Genomic DNA, 20,646 nt, shown 5'->3' on the forward strand with positions numbered 1-20,646 from the left:
AGACCGTGTCGGTCCGACCGCTCGCGGTCAACAGAAGCACAAACAAAGAGCCCTGCGATGTACGTGTCAACCGATCGTTTTGAGCCACAAGATTTGTTTAGGGAGTTCGTCGTCCGGTTTCACGCTGGCATGCCTCGTTAGAGTGGACGTCATTCGTGAATAGGCAGGACACCCACCTGCTAGCTGCAGGTTCAAAACGAAGGGAGCGCACGGCATAATGGGGCTCTTTTCTAAGGATCTCATTCCTACTTTTCCGATTTGTTTACCATTATCCCATCAACAAGTGAAAGGTTGTTACGGCATGCTACACCAATTTTCCCGATGTGAATTAGCCTTCGGACCTGAAGGACTGGAGAAATTGAAAAACACAACGGTCGCCGTGCTCGGAGTGGGGGGCGTCGGTTCCTTTACCGTCGAGGCGTTGGCTCGCACCGGCGTAGGCAGATTGATTCTGTTGGACAAGGACGTCGTGGATATCACCAATATCAATCGGCAAATCCATGCCAACCTCAATACGATTGGCCAAGAGAAAACCGAATTGATGAAGGAGCGCATTGCCAGCATCAATCCGGAATGCGAGGTCATTACTCTCAACTTCTTTTATAACGAAGAAACGGCTGAACAGCTGTTTGCCCATAAACCGGATTATATCGTGGATGCGATCGATACCGTTTCCGCGAAAATTCATCTGATCATCGAAGCGAAAAAGCGCAACATCCCGATCATCTCCAGCATGGGGGCAGCCAACAAAATGGACCCGACCCGCTTTGAGGTGGAGGACATCTCCAAAACAAGCTATGACCCGATCGCCAAGGTGATTCGCCGGGAGCTGCGCAAAGAAGGCATCTATAAAGGCGTCAAAGTGGTCTACTCCCGAGAGATTCCGGTAACGACTCGCACGGATGTCCGTGAACAGATCGTCAGCAATCCGGATTCACCGATTCGCAAAGTCAAGCAGCCGCCGGCAAGCAATGCCTTTGTTCCTTCCGTGGCGGGCTTGATCATGGCAAGCGTAGTTGTACGTGATCTGCTTGATTGGCAGCCGGCCAAAGGATAAAAAGTTCAGAGCGATTGACCGTCTTTTTGTGAAAGGAAAGGCGGTTTTTCTTTTTCCGACAACATGATGTAACCTTTTCTGGCTCCTACTAGTCTTATGTTGTGTGTATCTGTTGGGAAGGGGAGCTTTTAATCATGCAAAAGGGCGGGAAGGAACGCATCGATGAATTGGATATCATGCGGGGAATGGCATTTCTAGCTGTTGTACTGCAGCATGCCATCGGTGCTTATATACGTCGCCCGGAGATCAGCCTGCAGGAGGCGGCGATGCTTGGCATCTTGTTCAACCTCGCCAAGTTTGCCGTGCCGACATTTGTGCTGATTACGGGAATTGTTCTATTTTACAACTATTATCAAAAGATTCATTACGCCAGTTTTATTCGTAAGCGGGCTGTCGATATTCTGATTCCGTATCTGATCTGGAGCGGGATCTATATGTACTATTATCATGGACTACCTACCTTCGATTGGGCAGGGATGAAAGGCCTCGGTAAGGAGCTCTTAAGCGGAACTGCCGCCTACCATCTCTGGTTTGTCGTCATGATCTTTCAATGCTATCTGGTCTTCCCGCTATACCGATGGGCAGCAAAGCGGTTGGAGGGGAAGGCGCGTGGGCAGTTTTGGACGATTCTTATCACTTGTGGTCTAGCATATGGGGCTTTGATGTGGTTTTCGGCCGTGTATATCCCGACGAGAAAGCTTCATTTTGATTCGCGGATGATGCAAGTTTTCTTGATTGACTATCGCGATCGCAATTTTCTCTTTTACAGCTTTTATTTTATCGTCGGGGGCGTTGCAGGTCTTGCTCTGTACAAGTGGAGAGCCTTCATCAAAAGAAGCGCCATCTGGAACGGGGGTCTCTTTTTGCTCCTGTTTTTGATCGTGGGCCAAGCCTTGTTTGCTACGGGCGGTGTCAATCTCAATCAATCTACTTCCCTTAAGCCAAGCATGTTTCTTTACACCCTTTGTGAAATCATCCTGCTGTATGGAGCGGCCCGACTGATTCAGGCACACCACCAACGATTGTTTGCCGTTTTTTCGTTCATTGGAAACTACTCCTTTGGAGCGTATCTCGTACATGCCATGATCCTTAATTACGTGATTGCCGGATTGCGGAAATTTGTGCCATGGGGTTCGGAGCTGGGCATGACATTGCTCGCAACCCTTCTCGCTGCGGCTGTTTCCGTGGCATTCACCAAGGTCATCAGTCTGCTTCCGTATGGGAAATATGCGATAGGGCCATTTGGCAAGCGGGTACGCGAGGCGGCAAAAAAGCCTGTTCCCGAAGCTGCGTAGGGAAATGGAATAAAACAGAGTACGCAGGTAGGGATTCAACTTGCGAATTCATTCTGTTAAGATAGAATGGAAGTTAGACAAAGCGGAAGAAATTGCAGGGTAGAACAAGAAAGGTTGCCGGACATGGATTTATTTTCGTTTGCGTATGAACAGGAAGACACAGGCAAGCTGAAGCCGCTTGCCGCCCGGATGCGGCCAGAAACCATTCAGGAGGTGCTGGGGCAATCCCACATCCTGGGCCCGGGCAAATTATTGCGGAGAGCGATCGAGGCGGATCAAGTCTCCTCGCTGATTTTCTATGGCCCGCCAGGCACCGGGAAAACGACCTTGGCAAAAGTGATCGCCCGCACGACCCGCTCGTATTTTGCGGAGCTTAATGCGGTGACAGCGGGAGTCGCCGATATCCGCAAAGTGGTGGACGAAGCAAAGGAACGCCTGCATATGGAAAAGCGGCGCACCACTTTGTTTATTGACGAGATCCATCGGTTTAACAAGGCGCAGCAGGATGCTTTGCTGCCTTATGTAGAAGAGGGGACCATCATCTTGATTGGCGCTACCACGGAAAATCCGTTTTTTGAGGTAAACGCAGCATTGTTGTCCCGCTCGCAAATTTTTGCGCTGCAATCCCTGACGGAAGAAGAATTGCGCCAGGTCATTGATCGGGCGCTAACGGACAAGGCAAAAGGCTTGGGAGAGCTGAACGTCAGCATCACGACGGAAGCGGCCGACCATTTGATTCGCTATGCTGAGGGCGATGCGCGCAGACTGTTGAATGCATTGGAGCTTGCCGCCACGACGACGCCGGTACAGGCGGACGGATCGATTCTCATCACCCTCGATGTGGCGGTGGAATCGATTCAGCGCAGGGCTGTACGATACGACAAAAGTGGGGATAATCATTATGATACGATCTCTGCGTTTATCAAATCCATTCGCGGTTCGGATCCGGACGCAGCGCTCTATTGGCTGGCGCGGATGATCGATGCGGGGGAAGACCCGCGCTTCATTGCCCGACGCTTGATCATTTCGGCATCGGAAGACATTGGCAATGCGGATCCGCAGGCATTGCAGGTGGCTTGTTCCTGTTTTCAGGCATTGGAGCTGATCGGGATGCCGGAGGGACGCATTCCTTTGGCGCAAGCGACCACCTATCTGGCCGCCGCTCCGAAAAGCAATGCCGCCTACAACGGGATCAACCAAGCGCTTGCCACCATCCGGAATGAAGGGCACAAGCCCGTTCCGGTTCATTTGCGGGATCAAAGCTATAAAGGGGCAGCCCGACTTGGACACGGAGAAGGGTATCTTTATCCGCACAACTATCCCGAAGGCTATGTACCGCAGCAGTATTTGCCGGACGGCGTGGATTATACGTTTTACCAGCCGAAGCCGATCGGCTATGAACAGCAGATCTTGGCGCTGCAGCAAAGAAGAAAGCAGCAGGGACGGGAGTAACGAGCGGCAATATGGACAAAAAAACTCCTCATGGACGAATCCATCAGGAGTTTGCCAGAGGAAGATTTAGGTGCGCACCGTTCCGCCTGGCTTATTGGGCAGATCGCCCTCTTCATTCGGCTGCTTGCTCACTTCGCTTGCACCATAGCGCGCTTTGTGAGCAATGGTGCCGGCAGGTTGATCATAGAGCGTTTGCGACGGATGATTGCGTCCGCGTTCTGATGCTTTGTTTGTAGCCATTCCACTCACCCCCTCACCCTATTGTTCTCCACTCGGGGAGGCAGTCATGTGCGCAGGGGATAACAGTTCATGGGAATTATACCAGATAAAAGCCTTTGCGAAGGCAACAAGAGGAGAGTTGTACATTGAAGATTTCCACCAAGGGTCGCTATGGTTTGACTATCATGATGGAGCTGGCGAATCGCTTTGGCGAAGGGCCGGTCTCTCTGAAAAGCATCGCCCAGCGGCATGACTTGTCGGAGCACTATCTGGAGCAATTGATCGCTCCTTTGCGCAATGCCGGACTGGTAAAAAGCATTCGCGGTGCCTATGGCGGCTATGTGCTTTCAAAAGCGCCGGAAGAAATTACGTCGGGCGATATCATCCGCGTGCTGGAAGGACCGATCAGCCCGGTTGAATTTGCGGAGGAAGAAGATCCGGCAAAGCGTTATCTTTGGCTGCGCATTCGCGACAGCATTTCCGCTGTCCTGGATTCCACGACCTTGAAGGATTTGATCAGCTTCCAGGATGATGGCTTGTCGGACGGCTATATGTTTTACATTTAAGAAGAGCTAGGTGATGGATAGGTGATCGCACAATCATACGTATATCTGGATCACGCAGCAACCACCCCGGTACATCCGCGTGTGAGGGAAGCGATGCAGCCGTTTCTGGGTGAGTTTTATGGCAATCCTTCAAGCTTGCATGGATTTGGACGGCAGGCACGCATGGCCATGGAAAAGGCACGGGAGGAAATTGCCCAGATTCTGGGGGCAGAGCCGTCGCAGCTGGTGTTTACCAGCGGCGGCACGGAGGCGGACAATATGGCCTTGATTGGCGTGGCCATGGCCAATCGGGAAAAAGGGAAGCACATCATTACGAGCCAGATCGAGCACCATGCCGTGCTGCATGCCTGTGAATATTTGGAGCAAATCGGGTTTGAGGTGACCTATCTGGCGGTGGATCAGACCGGCATGGTTTCCCTCGGGGAGCTGAAAAAAGCAATTCGACCAGATACGATCCTCGTTTCGATCATGTACGGAAACAACGAGGTTGGAACGATTCAGCCGATCGAGGAAATCGGCGCTTTTTTGCATGAACAGGGAATCTTGTTCCACACGGATGCGGTGCAGGCGTTTGGATCGGTGGCGTTTGAGGCGAATAAGCTGCCGGTCGATCTGCTTTCCATTTCTGCTCATAAGGTGAATGGGCCAAAAGGGATCGGAGCTTTATACATGTCTCGCACCGTACCGTTTCTGCCGCATATGCACGGCGGCTCACAAGAACGGAAGCGCCGGGCGGGGACTGAAAACGTGGCAGGCATCGTCGGGTTTGCCGAGGCCGCGAAAATCGCCATGGCGGAAAAAGCAAAACGACAAGAGAAGTACGAATCGTTCCGCAAGCGCATGCTGGCGATCTGGAACGAAGCGGCGATTTCCTATGTGGTCAATGGACATCCCACACATTACTTGCCGCATATCCTCAATGTCAGCTTTCCAGGCGTCCATACTGAGACCATGCTGATGAATCTGGATTTGGCCGGGGTCGCGGCAGCCAGTGGCTCTGCTTGTACTTCCGGATCGTTGGAGCTGTCCCATGTACTGCAAGCGATGAAGCTGGACGATGAACGGGCAAAATCGGCCATTCGCTTCAGCTTCGGGATCACGAATACGTTGGAAGAAATCGAACAAGCAGCAACGAAAATCGTACAGATCGTCCATCGATTGGTAAAATGAGAATAAGCCGTACTTTCTGGTTTAGCGGTAACAAGCTAACAGATTGTGCGGTTTTTTTTCGTCCTGATTCATCTGGATGAATCGCATGGTACGACAGCAAAACATTCAAATTTGCTTAAAATAGGTTGACAGTTTGAAAAGAAAGGAGTAATTTAAAAGTGTGAAAGAGATGTAACCGGTTTCACATATGAATTCCCCTTGATTTACCTTTTTTTTATCTCTCATGTGTAACCGGTTACACATTTGGTGGTGATGATGCTTTTGGCAACCATACGTGATGTTGCGAAGCTAGCGGGTGTTTCCGTTGCAACCGTTTCCCGCGTGCTTAACAAAAATGGATACGTGAATAAAGAAACGGAGCAGAAGGTAATCACCGCGATTCAGCAGCTTCAATATGAGCCCAATGCGGTGGCAAGGGGCTTGGCAGGAAAACGAACAGGGACGATTGCACTCATCTTGCCGGATATCTCCAACCCGTTTTTCCCGGAGATGGCAAGAGGGGTCGAGGACGTCGCCCATCAGCTAGGCTACACGGTGATCCTTTGCAATTCCGATGATCACGGAGTAAAGGAACGCTCTTACATCGAAGTCTTGAAGAAAAAATATATCGACGGCATCATCTTCGCCTCCAACACGCTGGACGAAACAGACGTGGAGGAGATGCAAAAGAATGATTTGCCGCTTGTCATTCTCGACCGAGCGCCCATTCAGGATACATTCAGTGTCGTCCGGTCGAAAAACTACGAAGGTGCCCAGCTGGCAGTGAAGCATTTGCTCGAGGTCGGCTGCAAACGGATCGCACACATTTACGGTCCGCAAGAATTCTTGACCGCCAAGGAACGAATGACAGGCTACGAGGACGCTGTGCGGCATTTGCCCTGGTACTCGCCCAGTCTGATGGTACCAGGCAACTTTCGGATCGATGGCGGAATGAAGGCGATTGAGCAATTGCTGTCCAGACATCCGGATGTGGATGGGATCTTTGCGGGCAATGACCTCATGGCGGTTGGAGCGCTCAAGGCGCTGTATCGATTGGGGAAAAAAGTGCCCGAAGAAGTCGCCATCTGCGGCTTTGACGGGATTGCCCTGACCGAGATTACCGAGCCGGAGATCACGACAGTCGCCCAGCCGATATATGAGATGGGAAGCCTTGCCGCAAAGGTACTGATCGAAAAAATAACCGCTACGGTAAAAGCCAATCCCATTCATGAGCTGGAAGTCAGCTTGATACGGAGAGGGTCGACAAAAAGGGGAAGAGAAACGGATGAATAAACCAAAAATTGCGGTTATCGGCAGTTTAAATATGGATATCGTGATTGAAGCGCAGCGGGCGCCGCGAATGGGGGAAACCATCCTGGGCCAACAGGCGCATTTTATCCCGGGAGGCAAAGGGGCCAATCAGGCAGTCGCTTCTGCCAGATTGGGAGCGCATACAAGCATGATCGGGTCAGTCGGGCAAGACGCTTTCGGCAAGCAGCTGCTCGCTTCCATGCAGCAGGAAGGGATCGATTGCCAGACCATCAAAAGCGTCGAGCAGGCAGCGACCGGCATCGCCAACATCCTGCTTGCGGATGGCGACAACAGCATTATCGTGGTTCCCGGTGCGAATGCATATTGCACCACCGAGGATATCGACAAGCATGAGCAGGCGATCGCAGACGCGGACGTGGTCATGCTCCAGCTGGAAATTCCGCTGGAGACAGTGATCTACGCCGCAGAAAAAGCCAAGCACTTGGGCAAGCAGGTCATTTTAAATCCGGCACCCGCGCAAGCCTTGCCTGATCGACTGTTTGCCGCCATCGATATCCTGACGCCAAACGAAACGGAAGTCTATCAGCTCGCCGGCTTCGAAATCGGTGAAGTAGAACTGCAGCAAGCGATGCAAGCGCTGCAAAGCAAAGGTGTGCAGCACGTCATCACCACACTAGGTTCAAAAGGCGCAGCCTTCCTGGATCAAAGCGGTCAGGTAGAAATCGTGCCAGCCTACAAGGTGGAGGTTGTGGATACCACCGGAGCGGGAGATTCCTTCAATGCAGGTCTTGCCGTCGCCATCGGATCAGGAAGAAGAATCCCGGAAGCGGTCGTCTTTGCCAGCAAGGTCGCTGCATTGGCTGTCACCAAGATGGGCGCACAGCAAGGTATGCCCACGCTTGAACAGGTCGAAAATTTTATCAGCAAGAAGGGGTGAGCATCATGAAAAAAATCGGGATTTTGAACAGTGAAATTTCCGAGGTCATCGGAAAATTGGGACATACCGATCAAATCGTCATATGCGACAGCGGATTGCCGATTCCCGATCACGTAAAACGGATTGACCTGGCTCTCAAGGAAGGCGTCCCCACTTTTTTGGAAACACTCGAAACCGTTCTGCTGGAAATGCAGGTAGAGAGCGCAATCGTTGCCAAGGAAATGGCGGTCGTCAGCCCGGATCTGGAGGCAAGCATGAAAGAGACATTGGGCAAAGTGGATCTTGTAACCGTTTCCCATGAGGAATTTAAAGAGCTTACCCAAAAGGCAAAAGCCATCATCCGTACCGGTGAGTTCACCCCGTATGCTAATGTGATTCTGAAGGCCGGCGTCATTTTCTAAGGAGAGGAGGATGGTTGTATGGCTGAAATGTTGCTCGAAATGAAGGAGATCGACAAATCATTTCCGGGAGTCAAAGTCCTGCAAAATGTGCAATTCTCCCTGTACGCCGGTGAACTGCACGCCCTGATGGGGGAAAACGGTGCGGGAAAATCGACCCTGATGAAAATTTTAAATGGCATTTACACCAAAGACAGCGGCACGATCATCGTCAAAGGGAAGCCGGAAGAGATCACCTCGACGAAGGTTGCGGAAGGCTTGGGAATCTCGATCATCCATCAGGAATTGAACTTGATTCCGTATTTATCCGTCATGGAAAATATTTTTCTCGGACGCGAATTCAAACACGGCAAGACTCCATTCGTCAACTGGAAGAAAATGCGCTCAGAAGCCGAGCGCTATCTGAAGCAGCTGGGGATGGACCTCGATCCGCGCACGATCGTCGAGGAGCTCTCCGTAGGGCAGCAGCAAATGGTGGAGATCGCCAAAGCGTTATCGATGCAGGCGGATATCCTGGTGCTGGACGAACCGACAGCAGCCTTGACAGACCGGGAGATCGAAAAATTATTTGAAGTGATCGCTGCCTTGAAAGCGAAAGGCGTGGGGATGATTTACATCTCGCACCGTATGGAAGAGATATTTCAAATCAGCGACCGCATCACCGTGCTGCGTGACGGAAAATACATCGGAACACGCAACACGAAGGAAACCGATATGGATGAATTGGTGCGGATGATGGTGGGACGCGACATCAATGACCGTTTCCCGAAAATCGAGATCACGCCAGGCGAAGAAAGGTTGCGCGTGGAAAGCATGTCGTTGGGGCAAAAGCTGCGCGATATTTCCTTCTCCGTACGAAGCGGCGAAATCTTGGGACTTGCGGGCCTGATGGGAGCGGGTCGAACCGAAGTGGCCAAAGTGCTGTTCGGTGTGACACCTGCCACTCACGGAAAAATCTTGATTGATGGAAAAGAAACGACCATTCGCAAACCGATTGATGCGATTGGCGCGGGGATCGCTCTCGTCACGGAGGACCGGAAGCATGAGGGGCTGATATTATCGCTCTCCATCCGGGAAAACCTGTCGCTGCCCAATCTGGCGACACTTTCTGTATCCGGTTTCATGAAGCGCAAGAAAGAAGCGGTTCTCTCCGAGGAGACGATTGAAAAGCTGCACATCCGCACCCCGCACGCGGAGCAAGTGGTAGGAGCCTTGAGCGGGGGGAACCAGCAAAAAGTTGTCATCGGCAAATGGCTGGCGACCAAACCGAAGATTCTGATCCTCGACGAACCGACCAGAGGGGTAGACATCGGGGCGAAAAAGGAAATTTATGATCTGATGAATCAGCTGGCAAAAGAAGGAGTCGCCATCATCATGATCTCCTCGGAGCTGCCGGAAGTGCTTGGGATGAGCGATCGCATCATCGTCATGCATGAGGGCCGCGTGACCGCCGAGCTGTCTCGAGAAGAGGCGACACAGGAGAAGATCATGCATGCTGCGACAGGAGGGGAGAATCGACATGCAGGCTGAAGCAAAACAAACGGTTAGCAAAGCCATATTTCAACGGATGGGCTCCTTGGTGGGGCTGGTAGTGATTTTCGTAGCGCTCTCATTAATCAGCAGCGATTTCTTGACGGTGAGCAATATGTTCAACGTGCTGCGGCAAATCTCGATCAATGCGCTGATCGCTTTTGGGATGACCTTCGTCATTTTGACAGGCGGAATCGATTTGTCCGTCGGCTCCATCTTCGCCTTGTCCAGTGCGCTGGCAGCGGGAATGATGGCGAGCGGTACCGATCCGTTTGTAGCGATCATGGTCGGGCTGGCGGCAGGAGCGGTGATGGGCGCGGCCAACGGGATCCTCATCGCAAAAGGAAAAGTGGCTCCCTTTATCGCAACCTTGGCTACGATGACCGTGTTCCGCGGTTTGACGCTCGTGTACACGGAAGGGAAGCCGATTACGGGTCTTCCGGATAGCTTTGCCCTCTTCGGAAAAGGATTTTTCCTGGATATTCCGATGCCGATTATCTGGATGTTGATCGCGTTTGCCATTCTCTATGTCATCCTGAAGCACTCCACGTTTGGTCGTCACGTATACGCACTGGGAAGCAATGAGGAAGCGACCAAGCTGTCTGGTATCAATACAAGCAGAGTAAAAATCTTCGTATATTCGATCAGCGGTCTTTTGGCAGCCTTGAGCGGGATTATCCTGACCTCCCGTCTCAATTCAGCGCAAGCGACGGCAGGGATGTCGTACGAGCTGGATGCCATCGCGGCCGTCGTGCTCGGCGGCACCAGCCTCTCCGGAGGGAAAGGATGGATCGTGGGTACCCTCATCGGGGCAATGATAATTGGTGTGTTGGATAACGGTCTCAATCTGCTCAATGTCTCCTCCTTCTACCAACAGGTTGTCAAAGGCGGAGTGATTCTGATCGCAGTATTGCTCGACCGATCAAAATCCAAATAAATAAACAAAACAAAAAGGGGAAATCAAACATGAACAAACTGATGAAAATGGCCATGGCTTCATCTCTGGCTGCATTGATGCTCGTAGGCTGCTCCACTCAGTCCAATCTGGAAAACAAAGCACCTGAACAAGGTGCAGCAAACAATGCTTCTGACAAAGTAACCATCGGCCTGTCTATTTCCACTCAAAATAACCCGTTCTTCGTGACGTTGAAAGATGGCGCGGAAAAAGCAGCAAAAGATGCGGGCGCTGAACTGATTGTCGTCGACGCGCAAGATGATACAGCGAAGCAAATCAGCGGCGTGGAAGACTTGATTCAAAAGAAAGTAGATGTGATCCTGATCAACCCGACAGACAGCGCAGCGATCGCTACTGCGGTAGAAGCGGCAAATAAAGCGAATATCCCAGTCATCACGGTTGACCGTGCCGCTGAAGGTGGACAAGTGGTTTCCCACATCGCTTCCGATAACGTAAAAGGCGGAAAAATGGCTGGCGATTACATCCTGGAAACACTTGGTGGTAAAGGCAACCTCGTGGAATTGGAAGGGATTGCTGGTACTTCCGCTGCCCGTGACCGCGGGAAAGGCTTCCATGAAGCAGTTGACGGCAAAGACGGCGTAAAAGTAGTGGCTACGCAGCCAGCCGACTTTGACCGCGCTAAAGGGATGACCGTAATGGAAAATATCCTGCAAGGCAACCAAGACATCCAAGCCGTTTTCGCTCATAACGACGAGATGGCACTCGGCGCGCTGCAAGCAATCGAAGCAGCGGGCAAACAAATCATGGTGGTAGGCTTTGACGCTACCGATGATGCGGTAAAAGCGGTGAACGAAGGCAAAATGGCAGCGACTGTTGCGCAAAAACCTGCTGCGATCGGTGAGACTGCCGTACAAACAGCGTTGAAAGTGAAAAAAGGGGAGAAAGTGGAAAGCTTTATCCCGGTTGATCTGGAATTGGTAACAAAAAAATAATGAAATGAAGCTGGTTAGCGGAAAGTGAAGATGGCAAGCTACCGCGTGTAATCGCTCCGAGGCATTCGTGTAATGCTTCGGGGCGTTTTTCTGCTTATGGAGAAATGCACTCATCCCGAATGGGCAACGCTATCGGTTCCTTGAATCACAAAGGTTGTCAGAGCGGATAAAACGGTTTACAATTTAAAACGACGCTATCTGGTAAAAATCCACTTTGCTCAAAGTGGATTTTTACGTCTGTACGGGGATCTTCACATGCAATGGGGCCCAATTTCCAACGGGGAGGCGGCATTCATGTCTCAACAAATGCTCCCGCTTTTTACTGAAAGCTTTATTCGCGGCACGGTTGTGCAGGAAATTTTTTATAACGAAGACAATTGGTACGGCGTGATCCGCCTGAAAATAGAAGAATCCTCGGAGCAGGTAAAGGAATCGGATGTGGTGGTAGTGGGGAACTTCCCCCGGCCGCACGAAGAAGAGATTTTCACCTTTTATGGAGAATGGAAAACACATCCCAAATTCGGGGTGCAGTATGCGGCAGCCCGCTATGAACGGGAAGCACCCAAGACTCGTGCAGGGGTGGAACGCTACCTGGCAAGCGGGCTTTTTTCGGGTATCGGCAAGAAAATGGCCAAGCGGATCGTAGACCATCTGGGGATAGATGCTTTGACGATTATTGCCGATCATCCCGAACGTCTGGAGGAGATACCCGGGATCTCCTCGCCGCGGGCAAAGCAAATTTTTGATTCGGTTCTGGAACATCGTTCTCTTGAGCGTACGATGGTCTTTCTTTATGATTTTGGCATTGGCGTCCATCTGGCACTGCGTATCTACCAGATGTACAAGCTCGACACCATGACGGTTCTGACCGAGACGCCGTACAGGCTGATCGAAGACATTCAAGGGATCGGGTTCAAACGAGCGGATGATATTGCCCGTACGACAGGAATCTCAGCTTCCTCACCCGAGCGGGCCAAAGCAGCTTGTCTGTATGTGCTGCAGGAATCGGCGTACGGAGAAGGAAATGTGTATACGCCCCAAGCGGAAGCCTGTGAACGGACGCTGCGTCTGTTGCAGGAATGCGGGGGACATAGCTTTACCGCCGATGATATTTTGAGCTGTCTGCAGCAGCTTTTTGCCGAGCAAAAAATTGTCTGGGAGGAAGAACGACTCTATCTACCTTCCCTCTTTTTCGCTGAAATCGGATTGGCCAAGCGGCTGCGGCATTTTTCGGAAAGGACCGATTTTGGCAGCTTCCCGCAGTCCGAGTTTTACAAAGCACTCGGGGCCGTCGAGGAAGAGCTGGGCATCAGCTACGCGCCGGCACAGCGGGAAGCGGTGGAGCGGGCGATCAGCTCTGGGCTGCTGCTTTTAACAGGCGGACCGGGAACCGGAAAAACGACGGTGATTCGCGGGATTTGCCGCGTGTTTGCGTATTTGCACGGGATTGATTTGAATCCGAAAAAATACGATCCGATCGAAAATCCGTTTCCCATCGTTCTGGCGGCACCCACTGGCCGAGCAGCAAAGCGCATGACGGAGACGACAGGACTTCCGGCCATGACGATCCACCGTCTGCTCGGCTGGAAGGGCGATGGGTTTGAACATGACAACGAGCATCCCGTCCGAGGGAAGCTATTGATCGTGGATGAAATGTCCATGGTTGACATCTGGCTTGCCAATCAATTGTTTCGCGCTTTGCCGGATGATATGCAAATCATCATGGTGGGCGACCCGGACCAGCTTCCATCGGTTGGTCCCGGCAATGTCTTGTTGGACATCATTAATTCCAATCTGCTTCCGCGTGTACAGCTCACCGAGATATACCGACAGATGGAGCAGTCCTCCATTATTCGTCTGGCCCACTCGGTACGGCAGGGCATTGTACCGGCAGATTTGATGGATACAACCCCGGATCGGCGATTTTTCACAAGTTCGCCACAAGAAATTGCAGAAGCAGTGAAACAAATTTGCCTCGGGGCCGTAAAAAAAGGATATACGGCAAAAGATATTCAGGTGCTCGCACCGATTTACAAAGGAACAGCAGGAGTCAACCAACTGAACGAAGAGCTGCAGCAGCTGTTTAATCCCAAGCGGGAAGGGAAGCGGGAAGTCCAATTTGGCGAAACGGTTTTTCGCACGGGAGATAAAGTGCTGCAATTGGTCAATAACGGAGAAGAACAAGTGTTCAATGGGGATATGGGCGAAATCGTGGCCATTTTCCGCCCCAATGAAAACCAGGAAAATGAAGAAATGCTGGTGGTCTCGTTCGATGGAAGAGAGGTCGTATACCGGCGTTCCCAGTATCACCAATTGACGCTTGCTTACTGTTGTTCTGTTCATAAATCGCAGGGAAGCGAATTTCCCATCGTGATCATGCCTTTTGTCCGTAATTACTACCGGATGTTGCGCAGAAAGCTTGCCTATACAGGGATTACAAGGAGCAAGTCGTTTTTGATTCTCTGCGGGGACCCCGAGTCTTTTCGGGTTGCCGTGGAAAATGATGATGAAGGCGTACGTTACTCGCATCTGGAAGAGAGGCTTCGCTCTTCCTAGAGCGCACTTGCTGCTGGAACAGTTTACTGAGCATGGGGTGGCCCTTTGTGCCGGATACTAAAAAGGCGGAAGGGGGATGTCCCTAATGCGCAAAGCAATGGATGTAATCGGGTTGCCTATTCTCTCGCTCGAATCAGGTGCGGAGCTGGGAAAGGTCCGCGACATTCTTTGCGACCAACAGTGGCGCGTGCTGGGGTTCTTGGTGACAGAAGAGACTTGGTTTCAGGCAGGAACCTATGTACCTTTGGACATGCTCTACGCGGTAGGGGATGATTGCCTCACCGTTCGCAGTGATGCAGCGGCGGCTCCATTGCACAATCTCGCAGCAAAGGACATGATCGCTTTTCTGACCGGTCCCAACCGGCTAAAAGGAAAAGCGGTTTTGACGACATCCGGCGAACTCATGGGCAAGGTGGAAGATGTTTACTTTCTCCCGGACTGGGAGAAACTGATAGGGTATGAACTGTCAAACGGCTGGATAGCGGATGTGAAGGAAGGGCGACGCCGCCTTCATGCCACGCCGTCCGTCGTCATTGGAAAACAACATTTAATAGTGCCGGATTCAAATCGTGTCCTGGCGTGAAGGTGCAAGGGGGACTTAAGCATGCGTGTGATTTGTCCAAACTGTAGTTCCAAGGATGTAGGGAAAATTGGAACCAATCAGTATTACTGCTGGAATTGCTACATTGAAATGAGTGTGGCGGGTGAGCAAATTTCTTCCGTTTACCAGGTAGAGGAAGATGGCTCGCTTCATTCCTTGAATGATCTCTTTTTGGAAGACCAGCCCATGCCCGCTCACTAACAAACAAGCTTGGCCATCTTCTGAGGGGGTGTCAGCATGAGTGGACGCAATTTGGTTGGGATTATCGTAACCGGGGGCGTCATCGCCGGCATTGGGTATATGATGCTGCCACGTCGCCGCAAGGGCTCCATGAGGGCTGTACGTATGTTACTCGCGGGTCGGACGTGGGGCCGCTGGGGAAGACAGATGATGAAATCAGCGACAAGATTGGTTCCCGCTGTCATGAAATAACGTTTGCAAACCAAAAAGACGCCCAATCAGGCGTCTTTCTTTTTGCGTACATTATGATTGTTCGACAACATCGATTTCCTTTTTTGGTTCTGGACGATGAGAGTTAGCGACGCGGCCCAAAATCAGTACAGCGGCAATCACGCTGATGATGACTCCCCATTCCAAAACAGGTTTGCCGACAAAGTATGAATGAATCAGCGGTTCTTTGATCAGCATGGTTGCTGCGGTCCAAGCCAATACCCCGGAACCGAGGTAAATGACGATGGGAAAACGCTCCATCACCTTCAGAATCAAGGTGCTTCCCCATACCATGATCGGTACGCTGATTAAAAGACCAAGAATCACGAGCAGGAAGTCGCCATGCGCTGCTCCGGCAACGGCGATGACGTTATCCAATCCCATCGCGGCATCCGCGATGATGATGGTGCGGATGGCAGCCCAGAGACTATCGCCCGCCTTTACGTTCTCTTCTTCCTTATGGTCGACGAGCAGTTTGTAAGCGATCCAGATCAGCATCAGTCCGCCGACGAGGAGCAAACCTGGGATTTTCAACAACCATACCACAGCAAGCGTTGCTACAGCACGAATGACGACCGCTCCCACCGTACCCCAAATGACGGCTTTCTTTTGCTGTTCCTTGGGAAGCTTGCGTGCAGCGAGTCCAATCACGATGGCGTTGTCTCCTGCGAGGATGAGATCAATCATAATAATAGCTAACAAGGAAGACCAAAACGCCGGTGTCAATAAAATTTCCATTTCCCCTCACCTATCCTTTCTGTCTGTGGTTTCCCGGATACAGGCGAAAACAAGCCTTGAGCCAGAAAAAAAACGACCTTTGCAGTCCAGCAAAGGCCGTTTTCAAACAGAAAAAGACCTTTACCTGAAACGGCAAAGGTCTTGCTTACAACACGAGGTTGCCAACAAAGCCGGGGATATGAAATCCCGTAATGACGACGTTTGTTGTCCAGCTACTCCCCTTTGGGTGTATCCACTTACTGAATCAATTTTAAACCACGGGGAAGAAAAGTGTCAAGAGATACATGTTTCCCCTGACGGAAGCACAATCTAAAAGGAGTAGCCGATCAGAGGGGGGACAGACTGTGAACGAGCCTTGGCGAAACCGCTTATTCAGCTCTTTGGTCTACGCAATTCTCTTTCTGGTGATTGTTAATCTCCTCTGGATCTTACGCCCGTTGCTTGCGAAAATCTTTCATTTGCTTGGCGAGATGGTCGTCCCTTTTTTTGTCGGCCTCGTCATTGCTTATTTGCTGCTGCCTGTGGTCCAAGCCCTGGAAAGGCGAAGAGTCCCCCGGATGATCGCTGTCCTTTTGATCTATGTGCTTTTTATCCTGGTGGTTTCCATCGGGTTGATGAATGCGATCCCGATTTTTGCCAGGCAGTTGGTGGAACTCTCCGATGACCTGCCGCGCCTGACAAAATGGTATGATACCTGGATGCAGGAATGGGAAGCTCATAAATATTTTCTGCCGGAGAGTGTCTCCAACGGTGTCGATCGCGTCATCATCCAATCCCAGGAGAAAATGGCTCAGGGAATCAGCTCTTTCATTAATAATGCCCGCAGTATGGTAGACAAGCTGCTGGCCTACGCGGTCGTTCCGTTTATCGCTTTTTATTTGTTAAAAGATATGAAAGATGTCCAACAGACAGGCATGGCGCTTCTGCCTGCAAAATACCGCAAGCAGACGCTGATGATCCTGCGGGATGTCAATGATTCTTTGGGAAAATACATACATGGTCAAATGATTGTTGCGTTGTTGGTGGGCGTGCTCGCATACCTGGGTTATTGGTTCATTGATATGCCCTATCCGTTCATATTGGCCTCGTTTGTTTGCATCACCAACATCATTCCTTACGTCGGCCCGTTGATTGGGGCTGCTCCCGCTTTGGTCGTTGCACTGACGATCTCAACGAAGAAGGTGTTGCTTGTAGCAGTAGTCAACCTTGTTATACAGATGCTGGAGGGCAACGTTCTTTCGCCAAATATCGTAGGACGCTCTCTGCATCTGCATCCGCTCATGATCATCATGGCGCTGTTGGCGGGTGAGGTGATGGGGGGGATTTTGGGAATGATCTTGGCCGTGCCGATTCTGGCAGCCTGCAAAGTCATCATCAGCCGCATAGCGCTTTTGTACCATGAAAGTTGACACAGGCTTACGAAAAAACTTATAATACGTTCAGAATGCTAGAAAAAGGATCCATGAAGGAACGAGTACGTTTCAGCCCTTCTACAGAGAGGTTATTCCTAGGTTGAGAGAATGACCAGAAGAAGAGGAACCGAAAGCTATTCCGGAGACCGGGCAAAAACCGGCGGCCGACACCGTTACCGTCATGAAAGCGACAGATGCAGTTCCCGAACATCAGGGGATTTTCATTTTGTAAGCAGGGTGGTACCGCGAGTTAACGACAAGTTCTCGTCCCTGAGGGGATGGGGGCTTTTTTTCGTCTATTAGAATTTCATCAAAATTCTAATAGGCATAAGTGCAACTAGGGCTCCCCAAAGGGTGCAGCCAAGCTTCCGAAATACCTTATAAGGAGGATTCATACCTTGAAGAAACTCACAGGCAATCAAATCCGTAAAATGTTTCTCGATTTCTTTGTCAGCAAAGGTCACCACGTTGAACCCAGCGCATCGCTGATTCCGCATGACGACCCTTCGCTTTTGTGGATCAACAGCGGGGTCGCTACGTTGAAGAAATACTTTGACGGCCGGATCATTCCGGATAACCCGCGCATCACCAATTCGCAAAAATCGATCCGCACCAATGACATTGAGAATGTAGGGCGTACCGCGCGCCACCATACCTTCTTTGAAATGCTCGGAAACTTTTCCATCGGCGACTATTTCAAGGAAGAAGCGATCGAGTGGGCGTGGGAGTTCCTGACAAGCCCTGAGTGGATCGGCTTCGATCCGGAAAAGCTGTCCGTCACGATTCACCCGGAAGATGACGAAGCATTCGAATACTGGAACAAAAAGATTGGCATTCCGGAAGAGCGCATCATTCGCCTCGAAGGAAACTTCTGGGACATCGGGGAAGGACCAAGCGGCCCGAATACCGAGATCTTCTTCGACCGCGGAGAAGCATTTGGCAACGATCCGAACGATCCAGAGCTGTATCCAGGCGGGGAAAATGAACGCTATCTGGAAGTATGGAACCTGGTATTTTCCCAATTCAACCATAATCCGGATGGCACCTACACGCCGCTGCCGAAGAAAAACATCGATACCGGTGCTGGCTTGGAGCGTCTCGCTTCCATTCTGCAAGGCGTGGACAACAACTATGAAACCGACTTGTTGTTCCCATTGATTGAAGAAACAAGCCGCATCTCCGGTGTTGCCTATAAATCGAATCCAGAACTGGACGTTGCCCTGAAGGTCATCGCGGACCATACACGTACTGTCGTGTTTGCTATCGGTGATGGTGCGCTGCCGTCCAATGAAGGCCGTGGCTACGTCATCCGCCGTCTGCTGCGCCGCGCTGTGCGCATGGGCAAAATGCTCGGTATTGAAAAGCCGTTCCTGTACACCCTGACAAAGACAGTCGGGGATATGATGGGCGAATTCTACCCGGAAGTAGTCGAGAAGCGGGCGTTCATTGAAAAAGTTATTCGCGGCGAAGAAGAGCGTTTCCATGAAACATTGAATGATGGTCTCGCCATTCTTGCGCAAATGGTAGAAGCGACAAAAGCAGCCGGCAAAACGCAGTTGTCCGGCGCTGATTCCTTCAAGCTGTATGATACGTACGGCTTCCCGATCGACCTGACCGAAGACTTCGCGCTAGAGCATGGATTGACCGTTGACCGTGAAGGCTTTGAGCAAGCGATGGAAGAACAGCGCGAACGCGCCCGTGCTGCCCGCCAGGAAGTGGACAGCATGCAGACACAAGGCGGCGTCTTGAGCGAGCTCACGGTTAAGAGTGAATTTGTTGGGTATAATGAATTGGTAGTGAATACCAAAGTTGCAGCAATCATTGCAAACAACCAGCTGGTTGAATCTGCGGAAGAGGGACAAACCATCCAGTTCGTACTGGAGCGGACACCTTTCTACGCGGAAAGCGGCGGTCAGATCAATGATGAAGGCTACTTGATTTCGGATGAAGTAAAAGTCCGTGTGACCGATGTGCAAAAAGCGCCGATGGGCCAGCATGTACACGCGGCAGTTGTCGAGGCTGGCACGTTGCGTGTGGGAGCTTCCATCCGTGCGGAAGTAAATCGGGAAGCGCGACTGGATATTGTCAAAAACCATACCGCGACCCACTTGCTGCATCAAGCGTTGAAAGACGTATTGGGCACACACGTCAATCAGGCGGGCTCTCTGGTAGCACCGGAGCGTTTACGCTTTGACTTTACCCATATCAGCTCGATCACTCCGGAAGAACTGAATCAAATTGAAGCGATCGTCAACCAGAAAGTATGGGAAAACATCGGCGTGAACATCATGAACAAGTCTTTGACCGAAGCGAAAGCAATGGGCGCGATGGCTTTGTTCGGTGAAAAATATGGAGATGTGGTCCGTGTCGTGCAAGTGGGCGAATACAGCCTGGAGCTGTGCGGCGGCTGCCATGTGACCAACACAGCAGAGATCGGCTTGTTCAAGATCATAAGCGAAGGCGGAATTGGTGCCGGAACTCGCCGGATTGAAGCAGTGACAGGCCGTGGTGCATACCAATATCTCAACGCACAGCTGCAAACGCTCCGTGAAGTGGCAAGTGTGATCAAATCTCCGCTCCTGTCTGAAACTCCGGCACGTGTGGAAGGATTGCAGCAGCAGCTGAAAGAAGTGCAGCGCGAAAATGAATCCCTGCGCGGCAAATTGGGTAATATCGAAGCAGCTTCCCTCACCGAGCAGATGAAGCAGATTGCTGGCGTGAATGTCTTGGCGGCACGCGTTTCCGCAGTCGACATGGACAGCTTGCGCGGCATGGTGGATGAGCTGAAAAACAAGCTGGGCTCCGCCGTGATCGTATTGGGTGCGGTAGAGGGAGACAAAGTAAATCTGGTAGCAGGGGTAACCAAGGACCTGATGGACCAAGGCTTCCATGCGGGCAAGATCATCAAAGAAGTTGCTACACGCTGCGGCGGTGGCGGCGGCGGTCGTCCAGACATGGCGCAAGCGGGCGGAAAAGACCCGGCGAAGCTGGCGGAAGCCCTCGAGCTTGTGAAGGATTTGGTGCAAACCCAAACGGCAGCCAAGTAATGTCGAAAAACAGTTAGAAAAGAAAAATGTTGTGGAAAAACAAGGATTTGCCTGGTCAA

19 protein-coding genes and 1 other RNA gene are annotated in these 20,646 nt (G+C 51.4%); 18 read left to right on the forward strand and 2 right to left on the reverse strand.

Annotation, left to right across the window (positions count from 1 at the left end):
• Positions 1–46: 46 nt before the first annotated feature.
• From ssrS to EIZ37_RS17835, 4 genes are all read left to right on the forward strand, one after another.
• A non-coding RNA gene (gene ssrS / locus EIZ37_RS17820) (6S RNA) lies at positions 47–228 on the forward strand.
• A 73-nt stretch (positions 229–301) separates the two neighbouring features.
• Positions 302–1,057, forward strand: a complete 756-nt coding sequence (locus EIZ37_RS17825) for a tRNA threonylcarbamoyladenosine dehydratase (RefSeq protein WP_134686122.1) — start codon at positions 302–304, stop codon at positions 1,055–1,057.
• A gap of 134 nt (positions 1,058–1,191) precedes the next feature.
• Positions 1,192–2,352, forward strand: a complete 1,161-nt coding sequence (locus EIZ37_RS17830; RefSeq protein ID WP_134686123.1) for an acyltransferase — start codon at positions 1,192–1,194, stop codon at positions 2,350–2,352.
• A gap of 123 nt (positions 2,353–2,475) precedes the next feature.
• On the forward strand, positions 2,476–3,804 hold the full coding sequence (locus EIZ37_RS17835; RefSeq protein WP_134686124.1) for an AAA family ATPase: 1,329 nt from the start codon (positions 2,476–2,478) through the stop codon (positions 3,802–3,804).
• A 66-nt stretch (positions 3,805–3,870) separates the two neighbouring features.
• On the opposite strand, the gene EIZ37_RS26055 is transcribed toward EIZ37_RS17835, so the two are convergent.
• Complete coding sequence (locus EIZ37_RS26055; protein ID WP_167568975.1) at positions 3,871–4,044, reverse strand: hypothetical protein; 174 nt, start codon at positions 4,042–4,044, stop codon at positions 3,871–3,873.
• 125 nt (positions 4,045–4,169) lie between these two features.
• On the opposite strand from EIZ37_RS26055, the gene cymR reads away from it, so the two are divergent.
• The 12 genes from cymR (at position 4,170) to EIZ37_RS17895 (ending at position 15,372) form a co-directional block, all read left to right on the forward strand.
• Positions 4,170–4,589, forward strand: coding sequence for a cysteine metabolism transcriptional regulator CymR (cymR, locus tag EIZ37_RS17840; protein ID WP_134686125.1), 420 nt, complete (start codon positions 4,170–4,172; stop codon positions 4,587–4,589).
• A gap of 93 nt (positions 4,590–4,682) precedes the next feature.
• Positions 4,683–5,759 carry a cysteine desulfurase family protein gene (locus tag EIZ37_RS17845; protein WP_235828094.1) on the forward strand — a complete coding sequence of 359 codons (1,077 nt, stop codon included), beginning with the start codon at positions 4,683–4,685 and terminating at the stop codon, positions 5,757–5,759.
• A 261-nt stretch (positions 5,760–6,020) separates the two neighbouring features.
• Positions 6,021–7,031 (forward strand): LacI family DNA-binding transcriptional regulator, encoded by a 1,011-nt coding sequence (locus EIZ37_RS17850; protein ID WP_134686126.1) that lies wholly within the window; start codon positions 6,021–6,023, stop codon positions 7,029–7,031.
• The gene (gene rbsK / locus EIZ37_RS17855) at positions 7,024–7,947 is read left to right on the forward strand and encodes a ribokinase (RefSeq protein ID WP_134686127.1); all 924 of its coding nucleotides are present in this window, start codon (positions 7,024–7,026) and stop codon (positions 7,945–7,947) included. Before EIZ37_RS17850 ends, rbsK begins: the two co-directional genes overlap by 8 nt.
• 5 nt (positions 7,948–7,952) lie before the next feature.
• A complete protein-coding gene (rbsD, locus tag EIZ37_RS17860; RefSeq protein WP_134686128.1) occupies positions 7,953–8,348 on the forward strand; it encodes a D-ribose pyranase in 396 nt (131 codons plus the stop codon).
• Positions 8,349–8,366: 18 nt separating this feature from the next.
• Positions 8,367–9,875 (forward strand): sugar ABC transporter ATP-binding protein, encoded by a 1,509-nt coding sequence (locus EIZ37_RS17865; protein WP_328591365.1) that lies wholly within the window; start codon positions 8,367–8,369, stop codon positions 9,873–9,875.
• Positions 9,865–10,812: an ABC transporter permease subunit gene (locus EIZ37_RS17870; protein WP_134686165.1), complete on the forward strand. Its 948-nt coding sequence runs from the start codon at positions 9,865–9,867 to the stop codon at positions 10,810–10,812. Before EIZ37_RS17865 ends, EIZ37_RS17870 begins: the two co-directional genes overlap by 11 nt.
• A 29-nt stretch (positions 10,813–10,841) precedes the next feature.
• The gene (rbsB, locus tag EIZ37_RS17875; protein WP_134686129.1) at positions 10,842–11,783 is read left to right on the forward strand and encodes a ribose ABC transporter substrate-binding protein RbsB; all 942 of its coding nucleotides are present in this window, start codon (positions 10,842–10,844) and stop codon (positions 11,781–11,783) included.
• A gap of 294 nt (positions 11,784–12,077) precedes the next feature.
• Positions 12,078–14,339 (forward strand): SF1B family DNA helicase RecD2, encoded by a 2,262-nt coding sequence (gene recD2, locus EIZ37_RS17880; RefSeq protein ID WP_134686130.1) that lies wholly within the window; start codon positions 12,078–12,080, stop codon positions 14,337–14,339.
• Positions 14,340–14,424: 85 nt separating this feature from the next.
• Complete coding sequence (locus tag EIZ37_RS17885) at positions 14,425–14,922, forward strand: PRC-barrel domain-containing protein (RefSeq protein WP_134686131.1); 498 nt, start codon at positions 14,425–14,427, stop codon at positions 14,920–14,922.
• A 21-nt stretch (positions 14,923–14,943) separates the two neighbouring features.
• The gene (locus EIZ37_RS17890; RefSeq protein WP_134686132.1) at positions 14,944–15,141 is read left to right on the forward strand and encodes a hypothetical protein; all 198 of its coding nucleotides are present in this window, start codon (positions 14,944–14,946) and stop codon (positions 15,139–15,141) included.
• Between the two features lie 36 nt (positions 15,142–15,177).
• Positions 15,178–15,372, forward strand: a complete 195-nt coding sequence (locus EIZ37_RS17895) for a hypothetical protein (protein WP_134686133.1) — start codon at positions 15,178–15,180, stop codon at positions 15,370–15,372.
• Between the two features lie 51 nt (positions 15,373–15,423).
• On the opposite strand, the gene EIZ37_RS17900 is transcribed toward EIZ37_RS17895, so the two are convergent.
• Complete coding sequence (locus EIZ37_RS17900) at positions 15,424–16,128, reverse strand: TerC family protein (protein ID WP_134686134.1); 705 nt, start codon at positions 16,126–16,128, stop codon at positions 15,424–15,426.
• Positions 16,129–16,472: 344 nt separating this feature from the next.
• Here EIZ37_RS17900 and EIZ37_RS17905 point away from each other — a divergent pair, with 344 nt between their 5' ends.
• Together EIZ37_RS17905 and alaS are read left to right on the forward strand one after the other, a co-directional pair.
• A complete protein-coding gene (locus EIZ37_RS17905; RefSeq protein WP_134686135.1) occupies positions 16,473–17,537 on the forward strand; it encodes an AI-2E family transporter in 1,065 nt (354 codons plus the stop codon).
• Between the two features lie 401 nt (positions 17,538–17,938).
• Positions 17,939–20,587, forward strand: a complete 2,649-nt coding sequence (gene alaS / locus EIZ37_RS17910; RefSeq protein WP_134686136.1) for an alanine--tRNA ligase — start codon at positions 17,939–17,941, stop codon at positions 20,585–20,587.
• Positions 20,588–20,646 lie beyond the last annotated feature (59 nt).

Source organism: Brevibacillus migulae (genome assembly GCF_004521915.1).
Lineage (GTDB): Bacteria > Bacillota > Bacilli > Brevibacillales > Brevibacillaceae > Brevibacillus_F > Brevibacillus_F migulae.

Excerpts from the sequence above, each read along its gene's own strand:
- EIZ37_RS26055 (WP_167568975.1), bottom strand. The coding sequence starts at position 4,044 with ATGGCTACAAACAAAGCATCAGAACGCGGACGCAATCATCCGTCGCAA.
- rbsB (WP_134686129.1), top strand. The coding sequence starts at position 10,842 with ATGAACAAACTGATGAAAATGGCCATGGCTTCATCTCTGGCTGCATTG.
- recD2 (WP_134686130.1), top strand. The coding sequence starts at position 12,078 with ATGTCTCAACAAATGCTCCCGCTTTTTACTGAAAGCTTTATTCGCGGC.
- EIZ37_RS17895 (WP_134686133.1), top strand. The coding sequence starts at position 15,178 with ATGAGTGGACGCAATTTGGTTGGGATTATCGTAACCGGGGGCGTCATC.
- EIZ37_RS17845 (WP_235828094.1), top strand. The coding sequence starts at position 4,683 with ATGCAGCCGTTTCTGGGTGAGTTTTATGGCAATCCTTCAAGCTTGCAT.
- EIZ37_RS17890 (WP_134686132.1), top strand. The coding sequence starts at position 14,944 with ATGCGTGTGATTTGTCCAAACTGTAGTTCCAAGGATGTAGGGAAAATT.
- EIZ37_RS17835 (WP_134686124.1), top strand. The coding sequence starts at position 2,476 with ATGGATTTATTTTCGTTTGCGTATGAACAGGAAGACACAGGCAAGCTG.
- EIZ37_RS17870 (WP_134686165.1), top strand. The coding sequence starts at position 9,865 with ATGCAGGCTGAAGCAAAACAAACGGTTAGCAAAGCCATATTTCAACGG.
- rbsD (WP_134686128.1), top strand. The coding sequence starts at position 7,953 with ATGAAAAAAATCGGGATTTTGAACAGTGAAATTTCCGAGGTCATCGGA.
- EIZ37_RS17825 (WP_134686122.1), top strand. The coding sequence starts at position 302 with ATGCTACACCAATTTTCCCGATGTGAATTAGCCTTCGGACCTGAAGGA.
- EIZ37_RS17885 (WP_134686131.1), top strand. The coding sequence starts at position 14,425 with ATGCGCAAAGCAATGGATGTAATCGGGTTGCCTATTCTCTCGCTCGAA.
- EIZ37_RS17865 (WP_328591365.1), top strand. The coding sequence starts at position 8,367 with ATGGCTGAAATGTTGCTCGAAATGAAGGAGATCGACAAATCATTTCCG.
- EIZ37_RS17900 (WP_134686134.1), bottom strand. The coding sequence starts at position 16,128 with ATGGAAATTTTATTGACACCGGCGTTTTGGTCTTCCTTGTTAGCTATT.
- EIZ37_RS17830 (WP_134686123.1), top strand. The coding sequence starts at position 1,192 with ATGCAAAAGGGCGGGAAGGAACGCATCGATGAATTGGATATCATGCGG.
- rbsK (WP_134686127.1), top strand. The coding sequence starts at position 7,024 with ATGAATAAACCAAAAATTGCGGTTATCGGCAGTTTAAATATGGATATC.